This is a genomic window from Polaribacter tangerinus (assembly GCF_038024095.1).
GTDB lineage: Bacteria > Bacteroidota > Bacteroidia > Flavobacteriales > Flavobacteriaceae > Polaribacter > Polaribacter tangerinus.
Genome location: NZ_CP150668.1, coordinates 844786 through 866134, shown reverse-complemented (window position 1 = coordinate 866134; position 21349 = coordinate 844786). Strand labels below are relative to the sequence as shown.

Annotated in this window: 17 protein-coding genes and 1 tRNA gene; 13 read left to right on the top strand and 5 right to left on the bottom strand. The window is 33.9% G+C overall.

Annotation, left to right across the window (positions count from 1 at the left end):
- Nucleotides 1–2: 2 nt before the first annotated feature.
- The 8 genes from WHD54_RS03895 to WHD54_RS03860 all read left to right on the top strand — a co-directional run bounded on the left by WHD54_RS03895 (nt 3) and on the right by WHD54_RS03860 (nt 9612).
- Entirely contained in the window at nt 3–755 is a 753-nt protein-coding gene (locus tag WHD54_RS03895) for a Na(+)-translocating NADH-quinone reductase subunit C (protein WP_088324484.1), read from the top strand.
- A gap of 1 nt (nt 756) precedes the next feature.
- Complete coding sequence (locus tag WHD54_RS03890; RefSeq protein ID WP_088324485.1) at nt 757–1404, top strand: NADH:ubiquinone reductase (Na(+)-transporting) subunit D; 648 nt, start codon at nt 757–759, stop codon at nt 1402–1404.
- A 61-nt stretch (nt 1405–1465) separates the two neighbouring features.
- Nucleotides 1466–2200, top strand: a complete 735-nt coding sequence (nqrE, locus tag WHD54_RS03885) for an NADH:ubiquinone reductase (Na(+)-transporting) subunit E (protein ID WP_088324486.1) — start codon at nt 1466–1468, stop codon at nt 2198–2200.
- 2 nt (nt 2201–2202) lie between these two features.
- The gene (gene nqrF, locus WHD54_RS03880) at nt 2203–3513 is read left to right on the top strand and encodes an NADH:ubiquinone reductase (Na(+)-transporting) subunit F (protein ID WP_088324487.1); all 1311 of its coding nucleotides are present in this window, start codon (nt 2203–2205) and stop codon (nt 3511–3513) included.
- A 219-nt stretch (nt 3514–3732) separates the two neighbouring features.
- The gene (locus WHD54_RS03875) at nt 3733–4194 is read left to right on the top strand and encodes a retropepsin-like aspartic protease (protein ID WP_088324488.1); all 462 of its coding nucleotides are present in this window, start codon (nt 3733–3735) and stop codon (nt 4192–4194) included.
- A 2-nt stretch (nt 4195–4196) separates the two neighbouring features.
- Nucleotides 4197–4649 carry a GatB/YqeY domain-containing protein gene (locus tag WHD54_RS03870; protein ID WP_088324489.1) on the top strand — a complete coding sequence of 151 codons (453 nt, stop codon included), beginning with the start codon at nt 4197–4199 and terminating at the stop codon, nt 4647–4649.
- Nucleotides 4650–4661: 12 nt separating this feature from the next.
- A tRNA-Arg gene (locus tag WHD54_RS03865) sits at nt 4662–4735 on the top strand.
- A gap of 740 nt (nt 4736–5475) precedes the next feature.
- Nucleotides 5476–9612: a hypothetical protein gene (locus tag WHD54_RS03860; protein ID WP_088324490.1), complete on the top strand. Its 4137-nt coding sequence runs from the start codon at nt 5476–5478 to the stop codon at nt 9610–9612.
- A 75-nt stretch (nt 9613–9687) separates the two neighbouring features.
- Here WHD54_RS03860 and WHD54_RS03855 read toward each other — a convergent pair whose 3' ends face one another.
- Nucleotides 9688–10536, bottom strand: coding sequence for an IS3 family transposase (locus tag WHD54_RS03855; RefSeq protein ID WP_340767760.1), 849 nt, complete (start codon nt 10534–10536; stop codon nt 9688–9690).
- Nucleotides 10482–10940, bottom strand: coding sequence for a helix-turn-helix domain-containing protein (locus tag WHD54_RS03850; RefSeq protein ID WP_340766635.1), 459 nt, complete (start codon nt 10938–10940; stop codon nt 10482–10484). Before WHD54_RS03850 ends, WHD54_RS03855 begins: the two co-directional genes overlap by 55 nt.
- A gap of 64 nt (nt 10941–11004) precedes the next feature.
- Here WHD54_RS03850 and WHD54_RS03845 point away from each other — a divergent pair, with 64 nt between their 5' ends.
- A complete protein-coding gene (locus WHD54_RS03845; RefSeq protein WP_340767729.1) occupies nt 11005–15102 on the top strand; it encodes a T9SS type A sorting domain-containing protein in 4098 nt (1365 codons plus the stop codon).
- Nucleotides 15103–15258: 156 nt separating this feature from the next.
- Here WHD54_RS03845 and WHD54_RS03840 read toward each other — a convergent pair whose 3' ends face one another.
- From WHD54_RS03840 to WHD54_RS03830, 3 genes are read right to left on the bottom strand one after another with little or no spacing between them, the layout of a single operon-like run.
- Nucleotides 15259–15948, bottom strand: coding sequence for an RluA family pseudouridine synthase (locus tag WHD54_RS03840; RefSeq protein WP_088323328.1), 690 nt, complete (start codon nt 15946–15948; stop codon nt 15259–15261).
- Nucleotides 15949–15973: 25 nt separating this feature from the next.
- Nucleotides 15974–16585 (bottom strand): ribosome biogenesis GTP-binding protein YihA/YsxC, encoded by a 612-nt coding sequence (gene yihA, locus WHD54_RS03835; protein ID WP_088323327.1) that lies wholly within the window; start codon nt 16583–16585, stop codon nt 15974–15976.
- A 53-nt stretch (nt 16586–16638) separates the two neighbouring features.
- Nucleotides 16639–17403 carry an alpha/beta fold hydrolase gene (locus WHD54_RS03830; RefSeq protein ID WP_088323326.1) on the bottom strand — a complete coding sequence of 255 codons (765 nt, stop codon included), beginning with the start codon at nt 17401–17403 and terminating at the stop codon, nt 16639–16641.
- A gap of 197 nt (nt 17404–17600) precedes the next feature.
- On the opposite strand from WHD54_RS03830, the gene mraZ reads away from it, so the two are divergent.
- Genes mraZ through WHD54_RS03810 form a run of 4 tightly spaced genes read left to right on the top strand, consistent with a single transcriptional unit; the run spans nt 17601 to nt 21348 of the window.
- Nucleotides 17601–18068 (top strand): division/cell wall cluster transcriptional repressor MraZ, encoded by a 468-nt coding sequence (gene mraZ / locus WHD54_RS03825; RefSeq protein WP_088323325.1) that lies wholly within the window; start codon nt 17601–17603, stop codon nt 18066–18068.
- On the top strand, nt 18055–18957 hold the full coding sequence (gene rsmH, locus WHD54_RS03820; protein ID WP_088323324.1) for a 16S rRNA (cytosine(1402)-N(4))-methyltransferase RsmH: 903 nt from the start codon (nt 18055–18057) through the stop codon (nt 18955–18957). Before mraZ ends, rsmH begins: the two co-directional genes overlap by 14 nt.
- A gap of 44 nt (nt 18958–19001) precedes the next feature.
- Nucleotides 19002–19328, top strand: coding sequence for an FtsL-like putative cell division protein (locus tag WHD54_RS03815; RefSeq protein WP_088323323.1), 327 nt, complete (start codon nt 19002–19004; stop codon nt 19326–19328).
- A gap of 58 nt (nt 19329–19386) precedes the next feature.
- A complete protein-coding gene (locus WHD54_RS03810; protein WP_088323367.1) occupies nt 19387–21348 on the top strand; it encodes a penicillin-binding protein in 1962 nt (653 codons plus the stop codon).
- Nucleotide 21349: the final 1 nt, after the last annotated feature.

Sequence of the window (21349 nt, the reverse complement as noted above, 5' to 3'; positions counted from 1 at the left end):
TTATGAGTAATAAAACAGATAGTAATTTATATACGATGATTTTTGCCATTGTAATGGTGTTAATTGTTGGATCTTTGTTGGCCTTTTTTGCATCATCATTAAAGCCAAATATTGATGAAAATAAAAGAATTGAAAAGCAACAAAATATTTTATACGCTATGGGTATCAATGAAAACGATGCCTCTAGTGCAAAATTTGTAGCAACATCTGTTGCAGGAACAGAGTTTGCAAAATACATTAAAAAGCAACTTGTTATCGAAGGCGATAAGGTTACAGAAAATGACAATGCATATTTAATTGATGTTAAAAAAGAACAAGCAGCTGCAAAAAATGGCAAAGTTAGAAAGTTACCATTATTTATTGGAGAAAAAGAAGGCAATACCTTTTATGTAGCTCCAATAAGAGGTAAAGGTTTATGGGATGCTATTTGGGGTTATGTTGCTTTAGACGAAAACATGGTTGTAAAAGGAGCTTATTTCGACCATAAAGGAGAAACACCAGGTTTGGGAGCCAATATTAAGCAACGTTATTTTATGGATGATTTTATTGGAGAACACCTTTTAGATGAAAATGGTAATTTTAAAGGAATTACAGTTGCTAAAGGAAATAACGATCCTAAAAATGAAGATAAAACCGATTTCGAAGTAGATGCAATTGCAGGTGCTACAATAACAGGAGACGGTGTATCTGCAATGATAAAAAAAGATTTAAAGTTGTATTTACCATACTTTCAAAATTTAAAAAAGACGAACTAAGATGGCACTACTTTCAAAAAAAGATACAAAATTAATTACAGATCCGCTAACGGATAATAACCCAATTACAATTCAGGTTTTAGGAATTTGTTCTGCATTAGCAATTACTGCAGAATTAGAAGCTTCTATAGTAATGTCTGTTTCTGTGCTGTTTGTTTTAGGAGTTGGAAATGTAATTATCTCGTTAATGAGAAATATTATTCCTTCAAAAATTAGAATTATTGTTCAGCTAATAGTAGTAGCTACACTTGTAATTATTGTAGATTTAGTTTTAAAAGCTTTTGCCTATGAACTTAGTAAAACGCTCTCTGTTTTTGTAGGTTTAATTATTACCAACTGTATTATTATGGGACGTTTTGAGGCTTTTGCGTTAGGAAACGGACCATGGAGGTCTTTCTTAGATGGTATCGGAAACGCAGTAGGTTACGGAGCAATTTTAATTTTAGTTGGTTTCTTTAGAGAACTGTTGGGTTCAGGAACGTTACTAGGTTTTAAAGTGTTGGGAGATCCTATAGAAAAAACTGGTTTGTACGCCTTCGGATACGAAAACAATGGGTTTATGTTATTGTCTCCAATGGCATTAATAGTAGTTGGTTTAATTATCTGGGTACAACGTAGCAGAAATAAAGCATTAATAGAAGAAAATTAAAATTAGTTTTTAATATCATTCAAGTATAGAATAATAAATTAAAAACTAGAAATAAGATAATATGGAACATTTAGAATTATTTTTTAAGTCGATATTTATAGACAACATGGTATTTGCCACGTTTTTAGGAATGTGTTCTTACCTTGCGGTATCTAAAAAAGTAGCAACTGCAGTAGGTTTGGGAGCTGCCGTAATTTTTGTTTTAGCGGTAACAGTACCTTTAAACTGGTTATTAGATCAGTATATTTTACAAGAAGGAGCTCTTGCTTGGTTAGGAGAAGAGTATGCAAGTTACGACTTAAGCTTTTTATCTTTCATTATGTTTATTGCAACCATTGCTACAATGGTACAATTGGTAGAAATTATTGTAGAAAAGTTTTCACCATCATTGTATAATTCATTAGGTATCTTTTTACCTTTAATTGCAGTAAACTGTGCCATTTTAGGAGGTAGTTTATTTATGCAATCTAGAGAAATACCAACTATAGGGTTATCTTTAACTTACGGTGTTGGATCTGGTATAGGATGGTTTTTGGCAATCTTAGCTATTGCAGCAATTAGGGAAAAAATAAGATATTCAAGTGTGCCTCCAGCCTTAAGAGGTCTTGGAATTACTTTTATTATTACTGGTTTAATGGCCATTGGTTTTATGAGTTTTGGAGGAATGTTAACAGGTGGTGATGAAGAGAAGAAAGAAACAAAAGTTGTAGCTGTTAGCAAAGAAATTCCCAAAGAACAAGTAGAAGAGAATACAACCGAAGTTTTAAGCGATAACTTACATACAAACAAGCAGTAAATATGATATTAGCAGCAGGTACTACAGGAACTATTATAGCAACAGTAGCAGCTTTTTTAGCAATAGTGTTATTACTAGTTACATTATTATTATTTGTAAAACAAAAACTATCTCCATCGGGTCCGGTAACATTAACCATCAATGGAGAACGTAAAATAGAAGTGGCTTCAGGTAGCACACTTCTAACGACATTGGGTGCAGAAAAAATATTTTTACCATCAGCATGTGGTGGAGGTGGTTCATGTGTTCAGTGTGAGTGTCATGTAAATTCTGGTGGTGGAGAGGCATTACCAACAGAAACTCCTCACTTTACACGTAAAGAACTAAAAAATGGTATACGATTAGCATGTCAAGTTAAAGTAAAGCAAGACATGGATATTTCGATACCAGAAGAGGTATTCGGAATTAAAAAATGGGATGCTGTTGTGGTGAGAAACTATAATGTAGCTTCTTTTATTAAGGAATTTGTTGTAGAAATTCCCGAAGATATGGGCTACAAAGCAGGAGGTTACATTCAGATAGAAATTCCTCCTTGTGAAGTAAAATTCTCAGATATGGATATTACTGCTCACCCAGAAGAGCATGACAGGCCAGATAAGTTTGAGGCAGAATGGAATAAGTTCAATCTTAGACCATTGGTCATGAAAAATACCGAAACTGTAGAAAGAGCTTATTCAATGGCTTCTTACCCAGCAGAAGGTAGAGAAATTATGCTAAATGTTCGTATAGCAACTCCTCCTTTCGATAGAGCAAAAGGTGGATGGATGGATGTTAATCCTGGTGTTGCATCGTCTTACATTTTCAATTTAAAAAAAGGTGACAAGTGTGTAATTTCTGGTCCTTATGGAGAGTTTTTCATAAATGAATCAGATGCAGAAATGTTATACGTTGGTGGAGGAGCAGGAATGGCACCAATGCGTTCTCATTTATACCAATTATTTAGAACTATTAAAACTGGTAGAAAAGTAACCTATTGGTATGGTGGACGTTCAAAAGCAGAATTATTTTATATAGATCACTTTAGAGCTTTAGAAAAAGATTTTCCTAACTTTAAATTTTATTTAGCACTTTCAGAACCTTTAGAGGAAGATAATTGGAAAGTAAAAAAAGATATCAACGACGAAGAAGGAGACGGATTTGTAGGTTTTATTCATAATTGTGTTATAGAAAACTACTTAAATCATCATGAATCTCCAGAAGATATTGAGTTGTATTTCTGTGGGCCACCATTAATGAACAAAGCTGTTCAAAAAATGGGAGAAGACTTCGGAATTTCAGATGAAAATATCCGTTTCGATGATTTCGGAGGATAAAAAATAACAACACTAAACTTAAAAACCTATTTCTTTTATTGAAATAGGTTTTTTTTTGAATAATAGTTAGTTTTCTATCAACTTTAAAGTTGAATAGTTAGCTAAAAAATTTTCTTACAAGTATATGTTTTTAATAATCAATTGTAAAAATTTCTTAAAATGAATCTAATATTTTTATGATGAAACTATATATTGTATTTTTGAATTTCAGTTTTTTATATGAAATCTCTTAGAAAATTATTAAAAAAGAAAAAGTATTTTAAAATTCCATTAAAAAAAATAGCAACCAATCATTTCCAGTTAAAAGTAAAAATAAATGGAATTAAAGGACGTTTTATTTTAGATACTGGTGCTTCAAATACTTGTGTAGCTTCAAATTTAATTCAGTATTTTAATCTACTGGCAGAAGAGAGTGAAACAAAAGCTGCTGGCGCAGGTGCAACAGATATGGAAACACAAGTAGCCAAAAACAATGTCTTACAAATAGGAAAATGGCAAACAGATAAATCGCATATTGTGTTATTTGATTTATCTCATGTAAATACAGCTTTAAACCAACACAACGCAAAAGAAGTACATGGCATCATTGGAGCCGATATTTTACACAAATCAAAGGCTTTAATAGATTATAATCAAGAGGTGTTGTATATAAAGAAATTAAAAAAAAATAAAAATAAATAACCATGAGTTTACAACAACAAGTAATGAATAAAATGAAAGAGGCAATGAAGTCTAAAGACACCATAGCCTTACAAGCTCTAAGAGCTGTAAAGTCTGCCTTTTTATTAGCTAAAACAGCCTCTGGAGTACCAAAAGAATTAACCAACGAGCAAGAAATTAAAATTATTCAAAAGCAAGTGAAACAACGAATAGATAGTGCTGCCGTTTTTTTACAACAGGGTAGAGAAGATTTAGCAACACCTGAACTTGCAGAAGTAGCTATTTTAGAGGAGTTTTTACCTACTGCACTCTCTGAGGAGGAAATTACAGATTTCGTAAACGCTACAATAACAGACATAAATGCTCAGGGAATGAAAGATATGGGAAAAGTTATGGGCGTTGTACAAAGTAAAATAGGTGCACAAGCAGACGGAAAATTAATTTCATCCATAGTAAAAAAACAACTCACACAATAACATATATAAAATGGCCTCATAGTTCAATTGGATAGAATATCAGATTTCGGCTCTGACGGTTGAAGGTTCGAGTCCTTCTGAGGTCACGATTTATTCCCAAGAATAATTTTTTATCCTTGGGAATAATTTTTTTTGGTCGGTTTTAGTGGTCAAAACTTGAATAATAAAATGCTCCTAAAATCTTCAATAAAGTCAGAGAATTCATCAGTTGGGGTCACTTTTTATTTTACAATTTATTATCCATATTTTAATAATACTATTTTAAAAAAGAGATATAACAATTTAGATTAATTTTAAATATTATTCTAATTCGTCATATGATTTGAAGTATCTTCTAACTATTTAATTATCAAAATAGTAATTTTAATTTAATCATATATTTTACTAATTTTTCACTTACATTCATCCTCTCTTTAGTTCCATTCATCTATTAGTTAAGTGCTTTTATCGAATATTTTTTAGCTAAAAAACTGTTAATCAACCCCTTGATTATCAACAAGGTTTTATACTTGACTTTACTCGTACAATTTTTTATATTTTTGTACATAAATATACAAAGCTAAATTTACTCTTTATCAAAACAATAAAAGTAGTATTTAAGCCTTGAAAAAATAGATTATGAAAAAACACCTCCTTTCCCTAGTTTTTTTGTCACTACATTATTTTTATATTCTACACCTTTAATGGCTGCTGAAACTGTGAGTCTTAAGAGTAACTCAGTTTTACCAATAAACTATTTGGTAAAGATTAGTGCCTATTTTTCTAAAGTAAAAATAATTCAGATACTGCTCAGAAAGCTCCAAAAGAATTTAAAGAGGATGAGCCTTTGGTTTCTCATAACTTAAAAAGTACAGCAACTGCCTTTGCTTGCGCTGGTACTGTTGGGGGGACTGCGCCAGGTGATGATTTTGATGGAGATGGAGTGTGTAATGATACAGATTTAGATGATGATAACGATGGTATTTTAGATGTGGTAGAATGCAATCCAAAATTAGTATCTTTTTCTGGTTTTGATTATGAACGGAATGATTATGTATACGATCCAGTTTTAGATGACTATATATATGTTCGAGAAGCTTTAGTGGTCGGTCAGTCATCGGTTACGATTTCGCCCTATAACAATGCTTCCCATTTTGCAACAGCTACTACTGTATCTGCACCTATAGTTACTGCAGGAACCCCCTCAGATATATTTTTAGGTTCTAGAGAAGGTCATCTTGTTTTTATGGATGAAGACGGATACACAAATGGTGATGCCTTCGCAACAGATCTATCTTTTTCTGTGGCAAGAACACCTATTTTTACTTCTTATAATGATTCTTCTTTGTATGATAATAAAGTAAATATTTTTACGCTAACAGCATCTAATGAGCCCTCAGCTGCAAACGTATGGGAAGTTGTTTCTTCTTCTAACGCCACTGTGGTAGTTAACGGAAATACGGTAACAGTTACAAGAACAAGCACTAGTTTAGAACCAGCATTTAATATTGCTGCTAAATACCCAATAGACATAGTTAGGGTAGAGCACAAGAACAATTCAAGCTCTGCTAGTTCAGATTTAATGGCAGTAATAGGCTTGCAATTGTGCCAAGAATTCGATACTGATGGCACCCCAAATAGTTTTGATAATGATGCAGATAATGATGGTTGTTTTGATGCTACAGAAGGAGCCGAGAGTTTTACACTTACTAATTTAGATGCCAACGGCAGACTTACAGGAGCTGTAGACGCTTTTGGTGTACCAAATAATGTTGCAAACCAAACTTTAGGGCAAGCTATAGGAACTGCTCTAAATTCAGGTGCTTTAGATCCTGATTGTAGCGATGATGATGATAATGATGGGGTGTTAGATAGTGCCGATCAGTGCCCTGGTTTCGACGACTCTGCTGATGTAGATAATGACGGAATACCAGATGGCTGCGATATAGATGATGATAACGATGGTATTTTAGATACTAATGAAAGCCTTTGGCGCCGTGTCGGGTTTGGTACCATAGATTTTTGGAATAAGTTAGGAAGCAATGCAATTTCAAGAAAATCTGACTTTACATATAAAGACGGAGTTCCTGTTCGAAATGAGGTATCAATTTCTGCTCCAGTAAGAACAGGAGGAACAACAGGAGGGCTTTCAATATCAACAGAATGGTCAAATCACTATAGTTTATTATTTGAACTTTCAAATTCGAGTGCAGGAAATACCTTTGGTAGTACTCTAAGTTTCGAAAAACCTACAGTTCCTCGTTTTACTAGTGGTAGAAGTAGACTTTCAAACAAAAGAGGAACCTTAATTTTTACAGCTCCTAATGTTGCTACTGGTACTAATGTTTGGCAGGTAGTATCTTCTTCAAACGCTATTATTACAGTTTCTGGAAATAGTATTCGAATATCAGCAGTAACCATAGGTAGTGCTTCATACACTATTGTTGCCAATATACCTCTAGATGAGGTGCTTGTGGAGTTAGAAGGAAATAACACAGTTGGTTCTGGGGCTGTAAGTGCTTCTGTAGCATTACTTTTTAATAAAGATTCGGATGCAGACGGAATTTCAGATAACCTCGATCTAGATTCAGATAACGATGGTTGTTTTGATGCTTTAGAAGGTGGCGACACCAATATAATTACAGCAAATTTAGATACAAACGGAAAGATTACAGGAGCAGTAGTAACAAACGGACTGCCAAACCTTATTGCAAACCAAACCTTAGGGCAAGCAATTGGAGCATCTGTAGATTTTATATGTGATGATGATGATGATGATAATGATGGTGTTTTAGATGGGATAGATGTATGTCCTGGTTTTAATGATACTATAGATTTTGATAACGATGGTGTACCAGATGGATGTGATTTAGATGATGATAATGATGGGATTCTAGATTTGGAAGATGCTAGTTTTAAGAAGGTGGATTTTGATACCGGACTCAGTTCAATGTATACAAATTCTCCACCAGAAACGTTTGAGTTTTTTACAGATTATTCAAGAATTAACTATGATGTTGTAATATCTCCACCACAACTGTTCTCGAATAGTTCGGATGGTACTTTAGATATTTATGGAGGTAATCTTCAATTTGAGTTATATTTATATGGTAGTAATGATCCAAATGATACTTTTATAAATACTTCTATTAGTTCTTCAATACCAACCCTTACTAGGTTTTCTACAGGAGGTACTCACGGAAATTCACAAATTAGAACTACAGATCAGTTTGTTTTTACAGCTACCAATGTATTACCAAATGTAAATGTATGGGAGGTATTATCTTCTGCAAATGCCACTATTGTGGTTACAGGAAATACTATAACAATTACGGGTTCTTCTGCTAGTACAGATGCTAGCTTCGATATTGTTTCAAAAATTCCTTCAGATTATATTAAAATTGAGTATAGTACAAGTTTAACTCAATCATTCGGTTCATCTGATTACGCAAATTTTGCTGTTCAAGTTGCTCAAGATACAGATAGAGATGGTTTTATCAATAGCTTAGATAATGATTCAGATAGCGATAGGTGTCCGGATGCACTAGAAGGAGATGAAGCAATAACATTAACTAATATAGATACTAATGGTAGGTTAACTGGAAGTGTTAATGCAACTGGAGTACCCAACAATGTTTCAGATCAATTAGTAGGTCAACTCTCAGGGTCTAGTGCTAATAATGCAATTCAGAGTTCGGAATGTGATAATGATAAAGACGGAGTAATTAATAGTTCAGATATTTGTGAGGGTTTTGATGATAGTGTAGATGAAGATTTAGATGGTGTGCCAGATGGTTGCGATGATGATATTGATAATGATGGTATTTTAAATATAAATGAATGTTTAAATTATAATACAACCGTGTTGCCTTATTATCAGGCAAAGGTACCTGTAATTTCAGCAAATACTCAATTTTCTGCTGCTCCAGAAAATTTTTCATACACCCATACTGCTACTGGTAAAGTATTAGATTATACTATAACAGCCTCTCTACCTACTGCAGTTAAAATTAAAACAGACAATACATTAGAATTAGATAGAACAAAACTTTTTGGATCAGAGCCTAGTCCAGAAAGCCTAATAGAATATAATTTCAATTCAGGTCCTTTACAAAACGTAAACTTTACCTTTACTAATATATCGAGTGACGATGATTACTCATATTCTAGTAGTAGTGATAACCCTTACAGAGAGGGACTTCGAATTGTAGGTTATTTAGGGACTACTGCAATTACACCAACAATAGATAATACAACCTCAGGTCAATTAAGTACAACCTACAATGATACTGGAGAGCTTATTGTAGAGTCTATATTATATAATTATTACATAGATTATTCCATTCAGTTTAACGAGCCAATAGATCGTCTTGTAATTACCCACTTTTTACCTGTCCATAATGTAAGAGATAATTCAGGTTCTTACGAAAAATTAACCATCTCTTCTTTAAAAGCAAATGTACCTTGCGACACCGATGAAGATGGTGTATTCAATTACCTCGATACCGATTCAGATGCAGATGGTTGTCCGGATGCACTTGAAGGTAATAATTCTACTCCACTAACCTTAGCAGATATAGATGCAACCTCTTTACGTTTAAACGGGGCAGTTAACTCAGCAAATGGTATCCCTACGATTGTTGGGAATGGTCAAGGAAATACTTCGAGTACAAATAGTGCTGTTTCTTCTCCGAATTGTGATGATGATAACGATGGCGTTTTAAATAGCGTAGATATTTGTGATGGTTTTGATGATAACGATGACAACGACCAAGATGGCGTTCCAGATGGTTGTGATGTAGATGATGATAATGATGGTATTTTAGATAATCTTGAAAAGGACTCCCACATACTTGAAAATTTTGAGAGTGGTTCGACAACCACTACAAAAACGAGTGGACACGATAATTATAACTTTTTTTTCAGCTCAACCCATTCAACCATTGGAATTGGTAGTGGTATGTATTATACTGATATAGGTTGACTTTTTTTTTACACGTTCAAACAATTTTTTTCAGCCTTTAAAGAGGTAAAAAAATAATTTGAACTAATTAAGTTATTAGATCTTTATTTCAGGTAAATTTACATTATTTTTTCGATATGATTTGTATTTGATATTAGGGTTGAGATGCACTTCTGCCGGATTTCTTAACGCTAGACTATAATGCAACCTTAAATTGTTGTAGATGTGTACAGCTTGTTTAGTCATTTTTTGGGCTAAATGGGTGTTTTTAATGGTTTGTTTTAACCCATATTCATATTTAAGAGTTCTATTGATACGTTCGGCAACTGCATTTTCATACGGATCGTATTGCTCAGTCATACTCATTGTGATTCCGTTACTTTCAGCAAAATCAGTGTATTTAGGATTACAGTACTGAAAACCTCTATCGGAATGATGTACAAGCTTTTTATTGGGATATTTTCTATTTTTAATAGCCATAGCAAGCGCGTCCTTACAAAGCGATGTTTTCATATGATTGTCGATTTTATAGCCCATAATTTGCTTAGAATAAGCATCTGTAACTAAGGCTAAATAGTTGTGCCCGTTTTCGGTTTTAATGTATGTGATATCGCTTACCCAAAGTTGTTCAGGACGATTAGGAACGTGGTCTTTCACTAGGTTTTTATATTTCTTATACATATGGTTAGAGTTTGTTGTGGTGATGTAATTTTTGCGTTTAGGAATCAGTAAGTTATTGCTTCTTAGAAATCGATAGAACTTGTCTCTTCCCATTTTAATATCCGCATTAATGAAGTCTTTTTTGAGGGCATGGTATAGTTTTACACCACCAGTTTTAGATCCTACAGATTTGCGATAATCCTTAACCATTTTGATTAGCTTTTGTTGGTCTATTTGTTGTTTTTGTTGTGTTTTGAGTCTTTTGTAGAAAGCTTGTTTACTAATCCCAAAACACTCATAGAACCACTTTCTTTTAAACGGTTTTTCTTTTTTTGTTCTATCTCTTTTGCTAATGTTTTGGGCAATGACTTTTTTGACATATCGACTCCTGTAATGAGTTCCATATCTGCAATAATATCTTGCTGAAAGTCCTTTACAAACTCTAGTTCTTCAATTTTTTCCTTAAGTTTTTTAATTTGATCGTTTTTGCTCATACCTATGTTTTGTTGCACTAAGGTACTATATTTTCTCAACCAATAAGTAATTGTTGTTCTAGGAATATCATATTTTTTAGAAGCAGCACTTCTAGATAATTGTCCGTTTAAGATTTGGTCAACGACTAAAAGTTTGGTTTCTAGAGTTGCTTTTTGGTAGCTTTTTTTTAGCCAGTGTTCATTTTTTGTTTTCATAAGTGACTGTAATTAATGGTTTAATTTTTAGTCAACCTATTTCAGGAAAGTACCGTATAGCCCAATGGGGTACTATAAAAATAATTTAGGCACTCTAGTATCTAACCAACTTACAGCTATTGATGGGAGTGCTTATGCAGGGTTGCATAGTAGTGGTGCTTTTCCACAGGAGGTAATGCAAATTACTTTAAATACAAACGCAGTAATTAATACGGGAGAAAAGATAGAAATTTCTTTTTTAGCTCATCAATTTACAATATCAACTTTTTTTCCAAATTCGGGTCATTTTGATGTGTATGGAATTACCCCTGCAACCGCAACACCAACCCTTAACGCATCGTCTAACACAAATACGATAGCAGCAACAAACGGTATCAATTTTTTGGGTCGATCTGCGATTATAAGCAATACGTCTAGTTTTCAGGAATATATAATTTCATTTACGGCAGCAAACAATTATGATCGTTTACTTTTTGTACCCACTTCACTACAAATCGCTGGTACAGGAACAACAACAGATACGTTTTTAGGCATTGATAGAATCATCTTACGAGAACATATAGACACCGATGGCGATACCATTCCAAATTATTTCGATAAAGACTCTGACAACGATGGATGTTTCGATGCTATAGAAGGAGGGCAAGGTTTTGCCTTAACCGATTTAGATGCTGATAACGAATTACAGAATATCAATGCTACTACCGGATTGTCTACTGATGTTACCAATCAAACCAACGGACAAGCCATTGGCACATCCTTAGACAATACCCTAACATCTGTTCAGTGTGATGACGATGGCGATGGTGTACCAAATATAACCGATGTTTGTAATGGTTTTGATGACACTGCAGATAATGATAATGATGGCGTACCAGATGGTTGTGATTTAGATGATGATAACGATGGTATTTTAGATACCCATGAAGGCAACACAAACTATGTAAACCAATTTTTGTTTGGTCCAGATTTTTACAGCAATCCAACGTCAAATATAACTCCTCACCCAACTAATGGTACTGGAGCTTCAGGTGTGTTCGACGGAAATACTGTATTTGATTCGCCAACAGGAAGCTTTGGACAATGGAACAATTCGGTACCAACAGGTATTTTTAATCCTGCGCTTATACTTAATGTAGATTTAGTTCAGAATATAGACCGAGTTACTGGTTTTGCCATGCACAACGATGCAGGTCCAAACGACAACCATAGTGTTTTAGACTTCGATGTTTACATTACTGTAGATGGTGTGGAATATAAAGAAAGTTTAACCTCTTCGGGTGCTATTTCAGGAAATGCTGGTCAGTCTGCAGAAACCTTTACGTTTAGCAGAGCTTATCATAATGTAGAAGATTTAAGAGTAGAAATTATGACAGCAGATAGCGATTTGGTTCAAATTACCGAGCTAGGTTTTATAGGAACAGTTAGTACTACTATAGATACCGATGGCGATACGATTCCAAACAGTCTCGATTTAGATTCTGATGGAGACGATTGTCCGGATGCCTTAGAGTCTGCAGTTCATGATGCATTAGTTGCTGGCGATGTAGATAATTTAGTATCTGGTACGTTAACAACCACAAGCATGCCAAATGCCAAGGTTTCTGGTGCGGTAGGAGACAACGGATACTTAAATGTTTTAGAAGATGTAGATACGGCTGCTGCTGTAGTTGTAGATACTTATTTTAATACCAATTACACAACGTATGCTTTAGATGGCAGTACAAGTGCTTGTGGAGTAGGTATGATTACTCAGGTGTTTGATGATCCAGCCTCAGATAGATGGATAGAGGTTACCAATACCCATGCTACCGATGTAATACCACCACATGGTGTAACGGCAGCAGTATTTGTAAATCCTAGTGGTAGTTTGTCAGGAGAAGATGCTGATGGATTTTTCCCTCAGCCAAATGCTTTACAACCAGGAGAAACGTTTATCATATCTACCAACGGAGCGGTAGCTAATATAGCTTCAGGAGTAACAGATACAGCTGCCCCAATGATGTCTCTTACAACTTCAGCAACTACTACCGATTACACCATTACGCTTATGAGAGGTAAATCAAGTACGTTGTATACTTACGATGGTAGTTATGAGGTGTTACCAAAAATACCAGCCAAGACAAGTTGGGTTCGAAAAGATGAAGTAACGCAACCTAATAGGGTGTATACTTCCGATGAGTGGGTAGCATTTATAGATGATGCGATCGTTGATTACACCGATAATCAAGATGATCCGTCTTTAGAGAGACATCCACATGCGCCTTTATTATCTGAAATTAATACCGCTTTGGCTACAGATAATATGCGACCAGGAGTTCATAAGGTAGGTCCTACGGTTTATCAGAGTGGAGCTTGGAGTAATGGTACACCAGACCGTTCTAGAAAGGTACGCGTTTTAGAAGATTATACTACCTCAAGCTTATTTGGTGTAAGAGCCTTAGAAGTAGATAACGGAAGTACCTTTAGTATTAGCGATAATGCATTGGTGGTTTCAGAGAGTGTAAATATTGTAGGAGCCAATGATGAGATTCGTTTGGTAAGTAGCGACGATACCAACAAAGCTCAGTTAGTACAAACGCACGAAGGTAGTAGTGGTACTTTAGGATTAGGAAAACTATTGGTAGACCAAAACTCTACAGTTCCAAGTACGTATCGTTACAACTATTTAAGTTCACCGGTAAACACTATCGGTCAGAATACATACAGGGTAGCTGATGTTTTAAAAGACGGAACTACTAAATTAGGAACAAACAATACCAATGGTGCGAAGGATATTAATTTTATAGGCGGCTATGACGGAGCAGCTACCGACCCAATTTCTATTGCTGAATATTGGATTTATACCTATGCAAGTGCTTCGGGGAATGTATCTAATTGGGCTTCGAAAGGGTCTACGGGTGTTATTCCAGCAACAGATGGGTTTATAATGAAAGGACCAGGCGTTGCTCAGAACTATACTTTTGAAGGAGCTCCTAAAGACGGAACATTAACGACTGCTATTGGTGCAGGAGAGTCTTATTTAGTAGGAAACCCTTATGCCTCTGCATTAAGTGTTCGAAAGTTTATTCAAGACAACCCATCTACCACAGGTACTTTGTATTTCTGGCAACATGTTGGCGAGACAGATACCTCTAGTACCAACACAAGCGGACATAATTATGGCGGCTATGTTGGAGGTTATGCAACGATTAACTTATCGGCAGCAGTAGCGGCGAACCAAACGTCTTTACCAACCGATGGCCGAGCAGGAGCTTTAGGCACAGGATATGTAGCTCCAGGAATGTTTGTGCCAATAGGTCAAGGTTTCTTTATAGAAGGAGCTGCAGGAGGTGCTGTATCGTTTAACAACTCACAACGTACCTATGTAACGGAGGGTAGTACGAGTGTTTTTTATAAAAGTGCAGACAAGACAAAGAAAACGAAAACGGCTAGTAAATCAAGTACATCTAGCAATGGATTGCCAGTATTAAAGTTAGGATTTGATTACTTGAGTGAAGACCAAGTGTCTTTTCACCGTCAGTTAGCCATTTCCTTTAAGCAAGGCAATAGTTTTGCTGTAGAGCGCGGGTATGATAGTGAGATCTATGATATTGGTGTAACAGATGCATATTGGAAATTCCCAACGCAAGATGAGAAGTTTGTAATTGCCGGAGTTCAGGCCATTACAAAAGACTTAGAGGTTCCGTTAGAAGTAGTGATGAATTATAACGGAGAGGTTCGATTTAGCATTGATGAGTTAGAAGGTATTGAAGAAGACTTGTTTATAGAAGATAAACTTACAGGTGTAAGTTATCCTTTAAGTGAACAAGGATTTGCTATAACCTTAGCCAAAGGCGTGTATACAGATCGTTTCTTTGTAAGTTTTGAAAAGCCTAAAGAAACCAATAGTGGTGTGTTGGGAGTTGATGATATAAGTTTATTAGAAGAAGCTATACAAGTTTACAAGTCTAGCGATGCATTGGTTATTGTAAATACGCAAAACAATGTTATAGACCATGTTTCTTTGTACACTGTTTTAGGACAATCTGTACAAGAATGGAAAGAAGCAACTTCGGAGAGCGAAGTACGTTTACCATTAAGAAACGTTGCAGCCGGAGTGTACTTAGTGAACGTAAATACCGAGAACGGAGTGGCAATGAAAAAGATTGTGATCGAATAATAGATTATGAAACAATAAGGTATTTAAGAGCTTAACAGCACATAAATATCATGAATTAAAAAAGAGCAACTGTCAGTTGCTCTTTTTTAATTCCTTATTTGTCTTTTATAAACTCAATTTGAGTTTATCATGCAATTGAAAGATTGGAATTTATGCCTATTTTGTACAGGCGTCCCAAATTACATCTTTGGGAGTTGGAGCAGTAATAGTAATATTTTCTTTAGAAACTGGGTGTATAAACTCAATTTTTCTGGCATGTAAACTAATACTTCCATCTTTGTTAGATCTCGAAAAACCATACTTTAAATCACCTTTTATAGGACATCCAATGTGTGCTAGCTGTGTTCTAATTTGATGGTGCCTGCCAGTTTCTAGATTTATTTGGAGTAAGGAGTAGTTATCTAATTTTTTTTCAATTTTATAATGAAGTATGGCTTTTTTACTTCCTTCAATTTCTTTTTTGTAAACAAAAGACTTATTTTTTTTCGTGTCTTTTTTTAAAAAATTTTCAATAGTATCTGTTACTTTTTTGGGAGCTTTTTTAACCAAAGCCCAATAGGTTTTTCGAATTGCCTTTTCTCTAAACATCTTGTTGAGTCTTTCTAAAGATTTAGAAGTTCTAGCGAAAATTACAATTCCAGAGGTGGGTCTGTCTAATCGATGCACGGTACCAATAAAAACATTACCGGGTTTTTGGTACTTTTCTTTAATATATTCTTTTACAACATCGTTAAGAGGTTTATCTCCAGTTTTATCACCTTGGGTAATATCTCCAGCTCTTTTATTAACAATAAGTATATGATTATCCTCAAATAAAACTTGTAAATTATCCTTATTCGATTTCATATGTTAATATGGTGTTGTTTGTTAGCTATTTAAAGTTGTTTGCAACTGTTAAGTTAACTTCATTTATGTAGTCTAGAAATTCTTTTCGTCCGAGTCCGCTGGTGGATGAAGTAATAAATGATTTAGGAAGGGTTTCCCAATAGTTTAGGAGCTTTTTTTTGTAGTTCGTAATTTGCTTGTTCAGCTTAGAGCTACTAAGCTTATCTGCTTTGGTAAAAACTATACAAAATGGAATTTGATTTTCTCCTAAAAACTGCATAAAATCCAAATCGATTTTTTGCGGATCATGTCTAGAATCAATCAAGATAAAGGTACAAACTAATTGTTCTCTCTCTTTGAAGTAGTTTTCTATAAAATATTGAAAAATGACTCTTTTTTTCTTAGAAATTTGTGCATATCCATAGCCAGGTAAATCGACTAAAAACCACTCATTATTTATTTTAAAGTGATTAATTAGTTGAGTTTTTCCTGGTTTTCCAGAAGTTTTTGCCAAATCTTTGCGCTCCATTAACATGTTAATGAGAGACGATTTACCAACATTAGAACGACCAATAAAAGCATATTCAGGAATCCTATCTTTAGGAGCTTTCGTAACATTGCTGTTACTCATAACAAAATCTGCAGATTTAATTTTCACAAAAAATACTTTTTAAGGTTAATGGTTGTTCGATAAATAGAAGTTGAAGAAAACTAGATATTGTTTTCTAATAACCAAGTATGAAGATAGTTGTTGAATTCCTTTGGTTTTTCCATCATCGCTGCGTGTCCACATTTGTCTATCCAAAATAAACTTGAATTTGGCATTAGTTCATGAAAACCATCAGCAACTTCTGGAGGTGTAACAGTATCTTGTTTTCCCCAAATAATACACGTTGGTTGTTTCATGGCTGGTAAATCTTTTGCCATATTATGTCTAATAGCACTTTTTGCAATGGCAAGAGTTCGTATTACAGAGTTCCTGTCATTTACAATTTTAAAAACATCATCTACCATTTCTTTGGTTCCTATTGCAGGATCGTAAAAAACACCTTTGGTTTTTTTCTCTATGTACTCATAACTTCCTCTTTTCGGAAAACTATCTCCCATTGCTTTTTCATACAAACCAGAACTCCCTGTTAACACAAGTGCAGATACTTTTTCTGGATAATGCTTGGTAAAATATAGGCTTATATGTCCTCCTAATGAATTTCCTAAAAGGATGGTTTTTTCTACTTTTTTAAACTCCATAAATTCTTTTAAAAAACCTGCTAAATTCTTAACATTCGTTTTTAAAAGAGGCATTGAGTATAATGGAAGTTCTGGAATTAGAACTTTATAACCGTTTGCAGAAAAGTGATTAAACGTACTTTCAAAATTACTTAAAGCTCCCATTAATCCATGTAAAACAATGATTACTGGTCCTTCCCCTGCTTCTACATATGTAAATTTTCCTTCGGTTTTTAACTTATCCGTCATTGATCTATTTAGATTTACTGAACCGCAAATGTAATTCTTTTTTGCAATATAAATAATTTTTAGTTAAAACCTTGAATTTCATTTTTTAAGCATCAATAAGTATAAAAAATCAAATATTTATTAACAATGTGGTAAAAGGTGGTAAAAAGTGGTAAAAATTACATATTTTTGAATCAGATTATAAAACAATATTATCATTGATCAATTTAATAGGTACATATGAATGCAAGGCAGACTCTAAGGGTAGAGTGCCTTTTTCTGCTGCTTTGAAAAAGCAATTACAGCCTTTTTTAAATGATGGTTTTGTAATTAAAAGAGCAGTGTTTCAGCCTTGTTTAGAGTTGTATTCTATGCAAGAGTGGAATGATATGATGCAAAAAGTTAATAAGTTGAACCGATTTGTTAAAAAAAACAATGACTTTATACGAAGGTTTACTGCCGGTGTAAAAATGGTTGAATTTGACGCTGCAGGAAGAATTTTAATACCAAAAGATTTATGTGATTTTGCAGGAATTCAAAAGCAGGTCGTTTTATCATCTGCGGTAAACATTGTTGAGATATGGGATAAAGAGAAATATGAAAAAGCTGTGGATGATGCTACAGTTGATTTTGCAGATTTAGCTGAAGAAGTAATGGGTAATACAACTGAAGATGAAATATCATAGTCCTGTTTTGTTAAAGGAGAGTATCGATGCTTTGTCTATAAAAGAAGATGGAGTTTATGTTGATGTTACTTTTGGAGGTGGAGGGCATTCTAAAGAAATTTTAAAAAGGCTTGGTTCGAAAGGAAAGTTGTTTGGTTTTGACCAAGATGCCGATGCTTTAGAAAATATTATTGATGATAGTCGATTTACTTTAATTCCGCAAAATTTTCGATTCATTTCGAGGTTTTTAAGGTTTTATGGGATAAAAAAAGTAGATGGAATTTTAGCAGACTTAGGGGTTTCTTCTCATCAATTCGACGAAGGAGATAGAGGTTTTTCTACCCGTTTTGATGGTATGTTGGATATGAGAATGAATCAACAAGCTAAGATATCTGCTAGAGAGGTGGTAAACAATTATTCGGAAGAAAAACTTGCTGATATTCTTTTTATGTATGGCGAGTTAAGAAATTCAAGAAATATCGCAAAAACAATTGTAGAGAAGAGAGCTGAAGTAAATATTGAAACCAGTTTTCAGTTAAAAGAAGTTCTTCAAAAATATTTACCAAAAGCTAAGGAACATAAAATTTTAGCACAAATTTTTCAGGCAATTAGAATAGAGGTGAATGAAGAATTAGAGGTTTTAAAAGAATTTTTAAATCAGGTGCCAAATTTGTTAAGTGAAAACGGTAGGTTAAGTGTTATCTCATATCATTCATTAGAAGATAGGTTGGTAAAAAGATTTATAAGAACTGGATTGTTTAAAGGAGAATTGGAAAAAGATGTTTTCGGTAACTCAAACGAGCCGTTACAAAAAGTTGGTAAGCTAATTGTTCCTTCGCCTACTGAAATTAAAGAAAACAATAGGGCTAGAAGCGCAAAATTAAGAATAGCAACTTTAAAGGTTTCTTAAGTTGTATTTGTAATTATTAAAAAGCAAAATATTGGAAAGCTAGAATGTCTAAAGTAAAGAAAAATATATATGGTTTTTTAAGAGGAAGTTTCCTGACAGAGGAGTCTGCTTTTAAAAATTGGAAAATCATAATTTTTATTGTTTTTCTGATGTTGATAATGATTACAAGTTCCTTAAACATTGATAAAAAAGTAATTAAAATATCTGAGCTAAATAAAAGAAAACGAGAGTTAAGAGCAGAATATATAGATACAGGAACCATTTTAATGCGAATGAAAATGGAATCGACTATAAGAGCAAAAGCGAAAGAAAGAGGTTTAGGACCTTCCGAAACACCACCTAAAAAAATTAAAGTAACCATAAAGCAATAATAAATTGGCAACTCATAAAAAAAGCATACAAACAAAATTCTACTTGGTAGCCGCTTTTATGACGATATTTTTATTGGCTATTATTTTTAGGGTAGTACATCTACAATATGTTCAAGGAGATGTATACAGAAAATTAGCAACAGAACTTACTATTAGGCAAGATACTATTTATGCAAACAAAGGAAATGTATACGCATCCGATGGTAATTTGCTAGCTACATCGATGTCTAAGTTTACTATTTTTATGGATTTGGTAACTGTAAAAAATAGTGTTTTTGAAGAGAACATTGTGGCATTATCAAAAGAGCTTTCTAAAATGTTAGGCAATTCGCCAAGTTATTATCAAAAACGATTAAGAGACGCAAAAAATAAGAAAAGAAGGTATTTTTTAATTGCTAGAAACATAGGGTATACTGATTATTTAAAAATGAAAAAATTCCCAATTTTTAATTTGGGAGTTTATAAAGGAGGTTTTATCGCAAAGCATAGAACAGAACGTGCGCATCCGATAGGTAAAATTGCTGAACGAACAATTGGATACGACGATTTTAGAGGTGAGGCAGGTATAGAAGGTGCTTTTGCAGATTATATGCAAGGGCAAAACGGGTTGCGTTGGGAGCAAAAAATAGCAAAAAATCAATGGAAACCCATTACAGATTATAATGAGAAAGAGCCAGTAGATGGGCATGATATTATTACAACTATTGATGTAAATATTCAAGATATTACGCATCATGCACTGTTAGATAAATTAGAGTACTATCAAGCAGACCACGGTTGTGCGGTTGTAATGGAAACGGCGACTGGAGAAATAAAGGCAATTTCTAATTTAGGAAGAACTTCTAAAGGAAAATATTATGAAAAAAGAAATTATGCTATTTGGGAAAGTCATGAGCCAGGCTCTACTTTTAAATTAGCTAGTTTATTAGCGGTTTTAGATGATAAAAAAATAGATACATCAACAGTAGTAGATACTGAGAAAGGAAGGATTTTTATACATGGAGCAAAAGTAGAAGATTCTCACAGAGGTGGTTATGGAAAAATTTCTGCAGCCCGAGTTTTTGAAGTTTCTTCAAATGTTGGAATTGTTAAGTTGATAAAAGAGCATTACGATCATCAGCCAGAAAAGTTTATTGAAAAGTTAGAGAAATATGGATTTACCAAACCTATTGGTTTTCAAATAAAAGGAGAAGGAAAGCCAAAAATTCCTGTTCCTTCAGACAAAAGTTGGAGTAAAATTTCGTTAGAATGGATGTCTTGGGGATATGGTGTTTCTGTAACGCCAATGCAAACATTAATGTTTTATAATGCTATTGCAAATAACGGTGTTATGGTAAAACCAAGATTTATAAAAGAATTAAGAACTCAAGATAAAACAGAAAAGGTTTTTAAAACAGAAGTTTTACATCCAAAAATTGCCTCTCAGGAAACCATTAATAAGGTTCGAAAAATTATGGAAAATGTTGTGGTTAGAGGAACTGCAAAAGAAATTTATTCTCCTAACTTTTCTATGGCAGGTAAAACAGGTACTGCAAAGAAATTTGTTCAAAAGCATACAGATAAAGACGGAAAAATAGTTTCCGCAGGGTATTCTAACAAACGCTACGTAGCTTCTTTTGCCGGTTTTTTTCCTGCAGAAAATCCAAAGTACTCTTGCATAGTCGTAATTCATGACCCGAAAAAAGATAAGGGATATTACGGTGGTTCTGTTGCAGGACCAGTTTTTAAAGAAATAGCCCAAAAAATATATACTACAACTCCTATTGATAAACAAGCTGTAGATGAAGAAGTGCAATTTAAAAGCATCGAAAAGGCTTATTTATCATACGACGATATATTAGCTAAAGAATATTCAGAAATACCCAATGTTAAAGGAATGTCTGGTATGGATGCTTTATCGCTTTTAGAAAATTTAGGATTAAAAGTAAAAGTAAATGGAGTTGGTAAAGTGGTGTCTCAATCGTTAAAAAAGGGTACACCTATACAGAAAGGGAAAACTATATTATTAAAACTTTCATAAT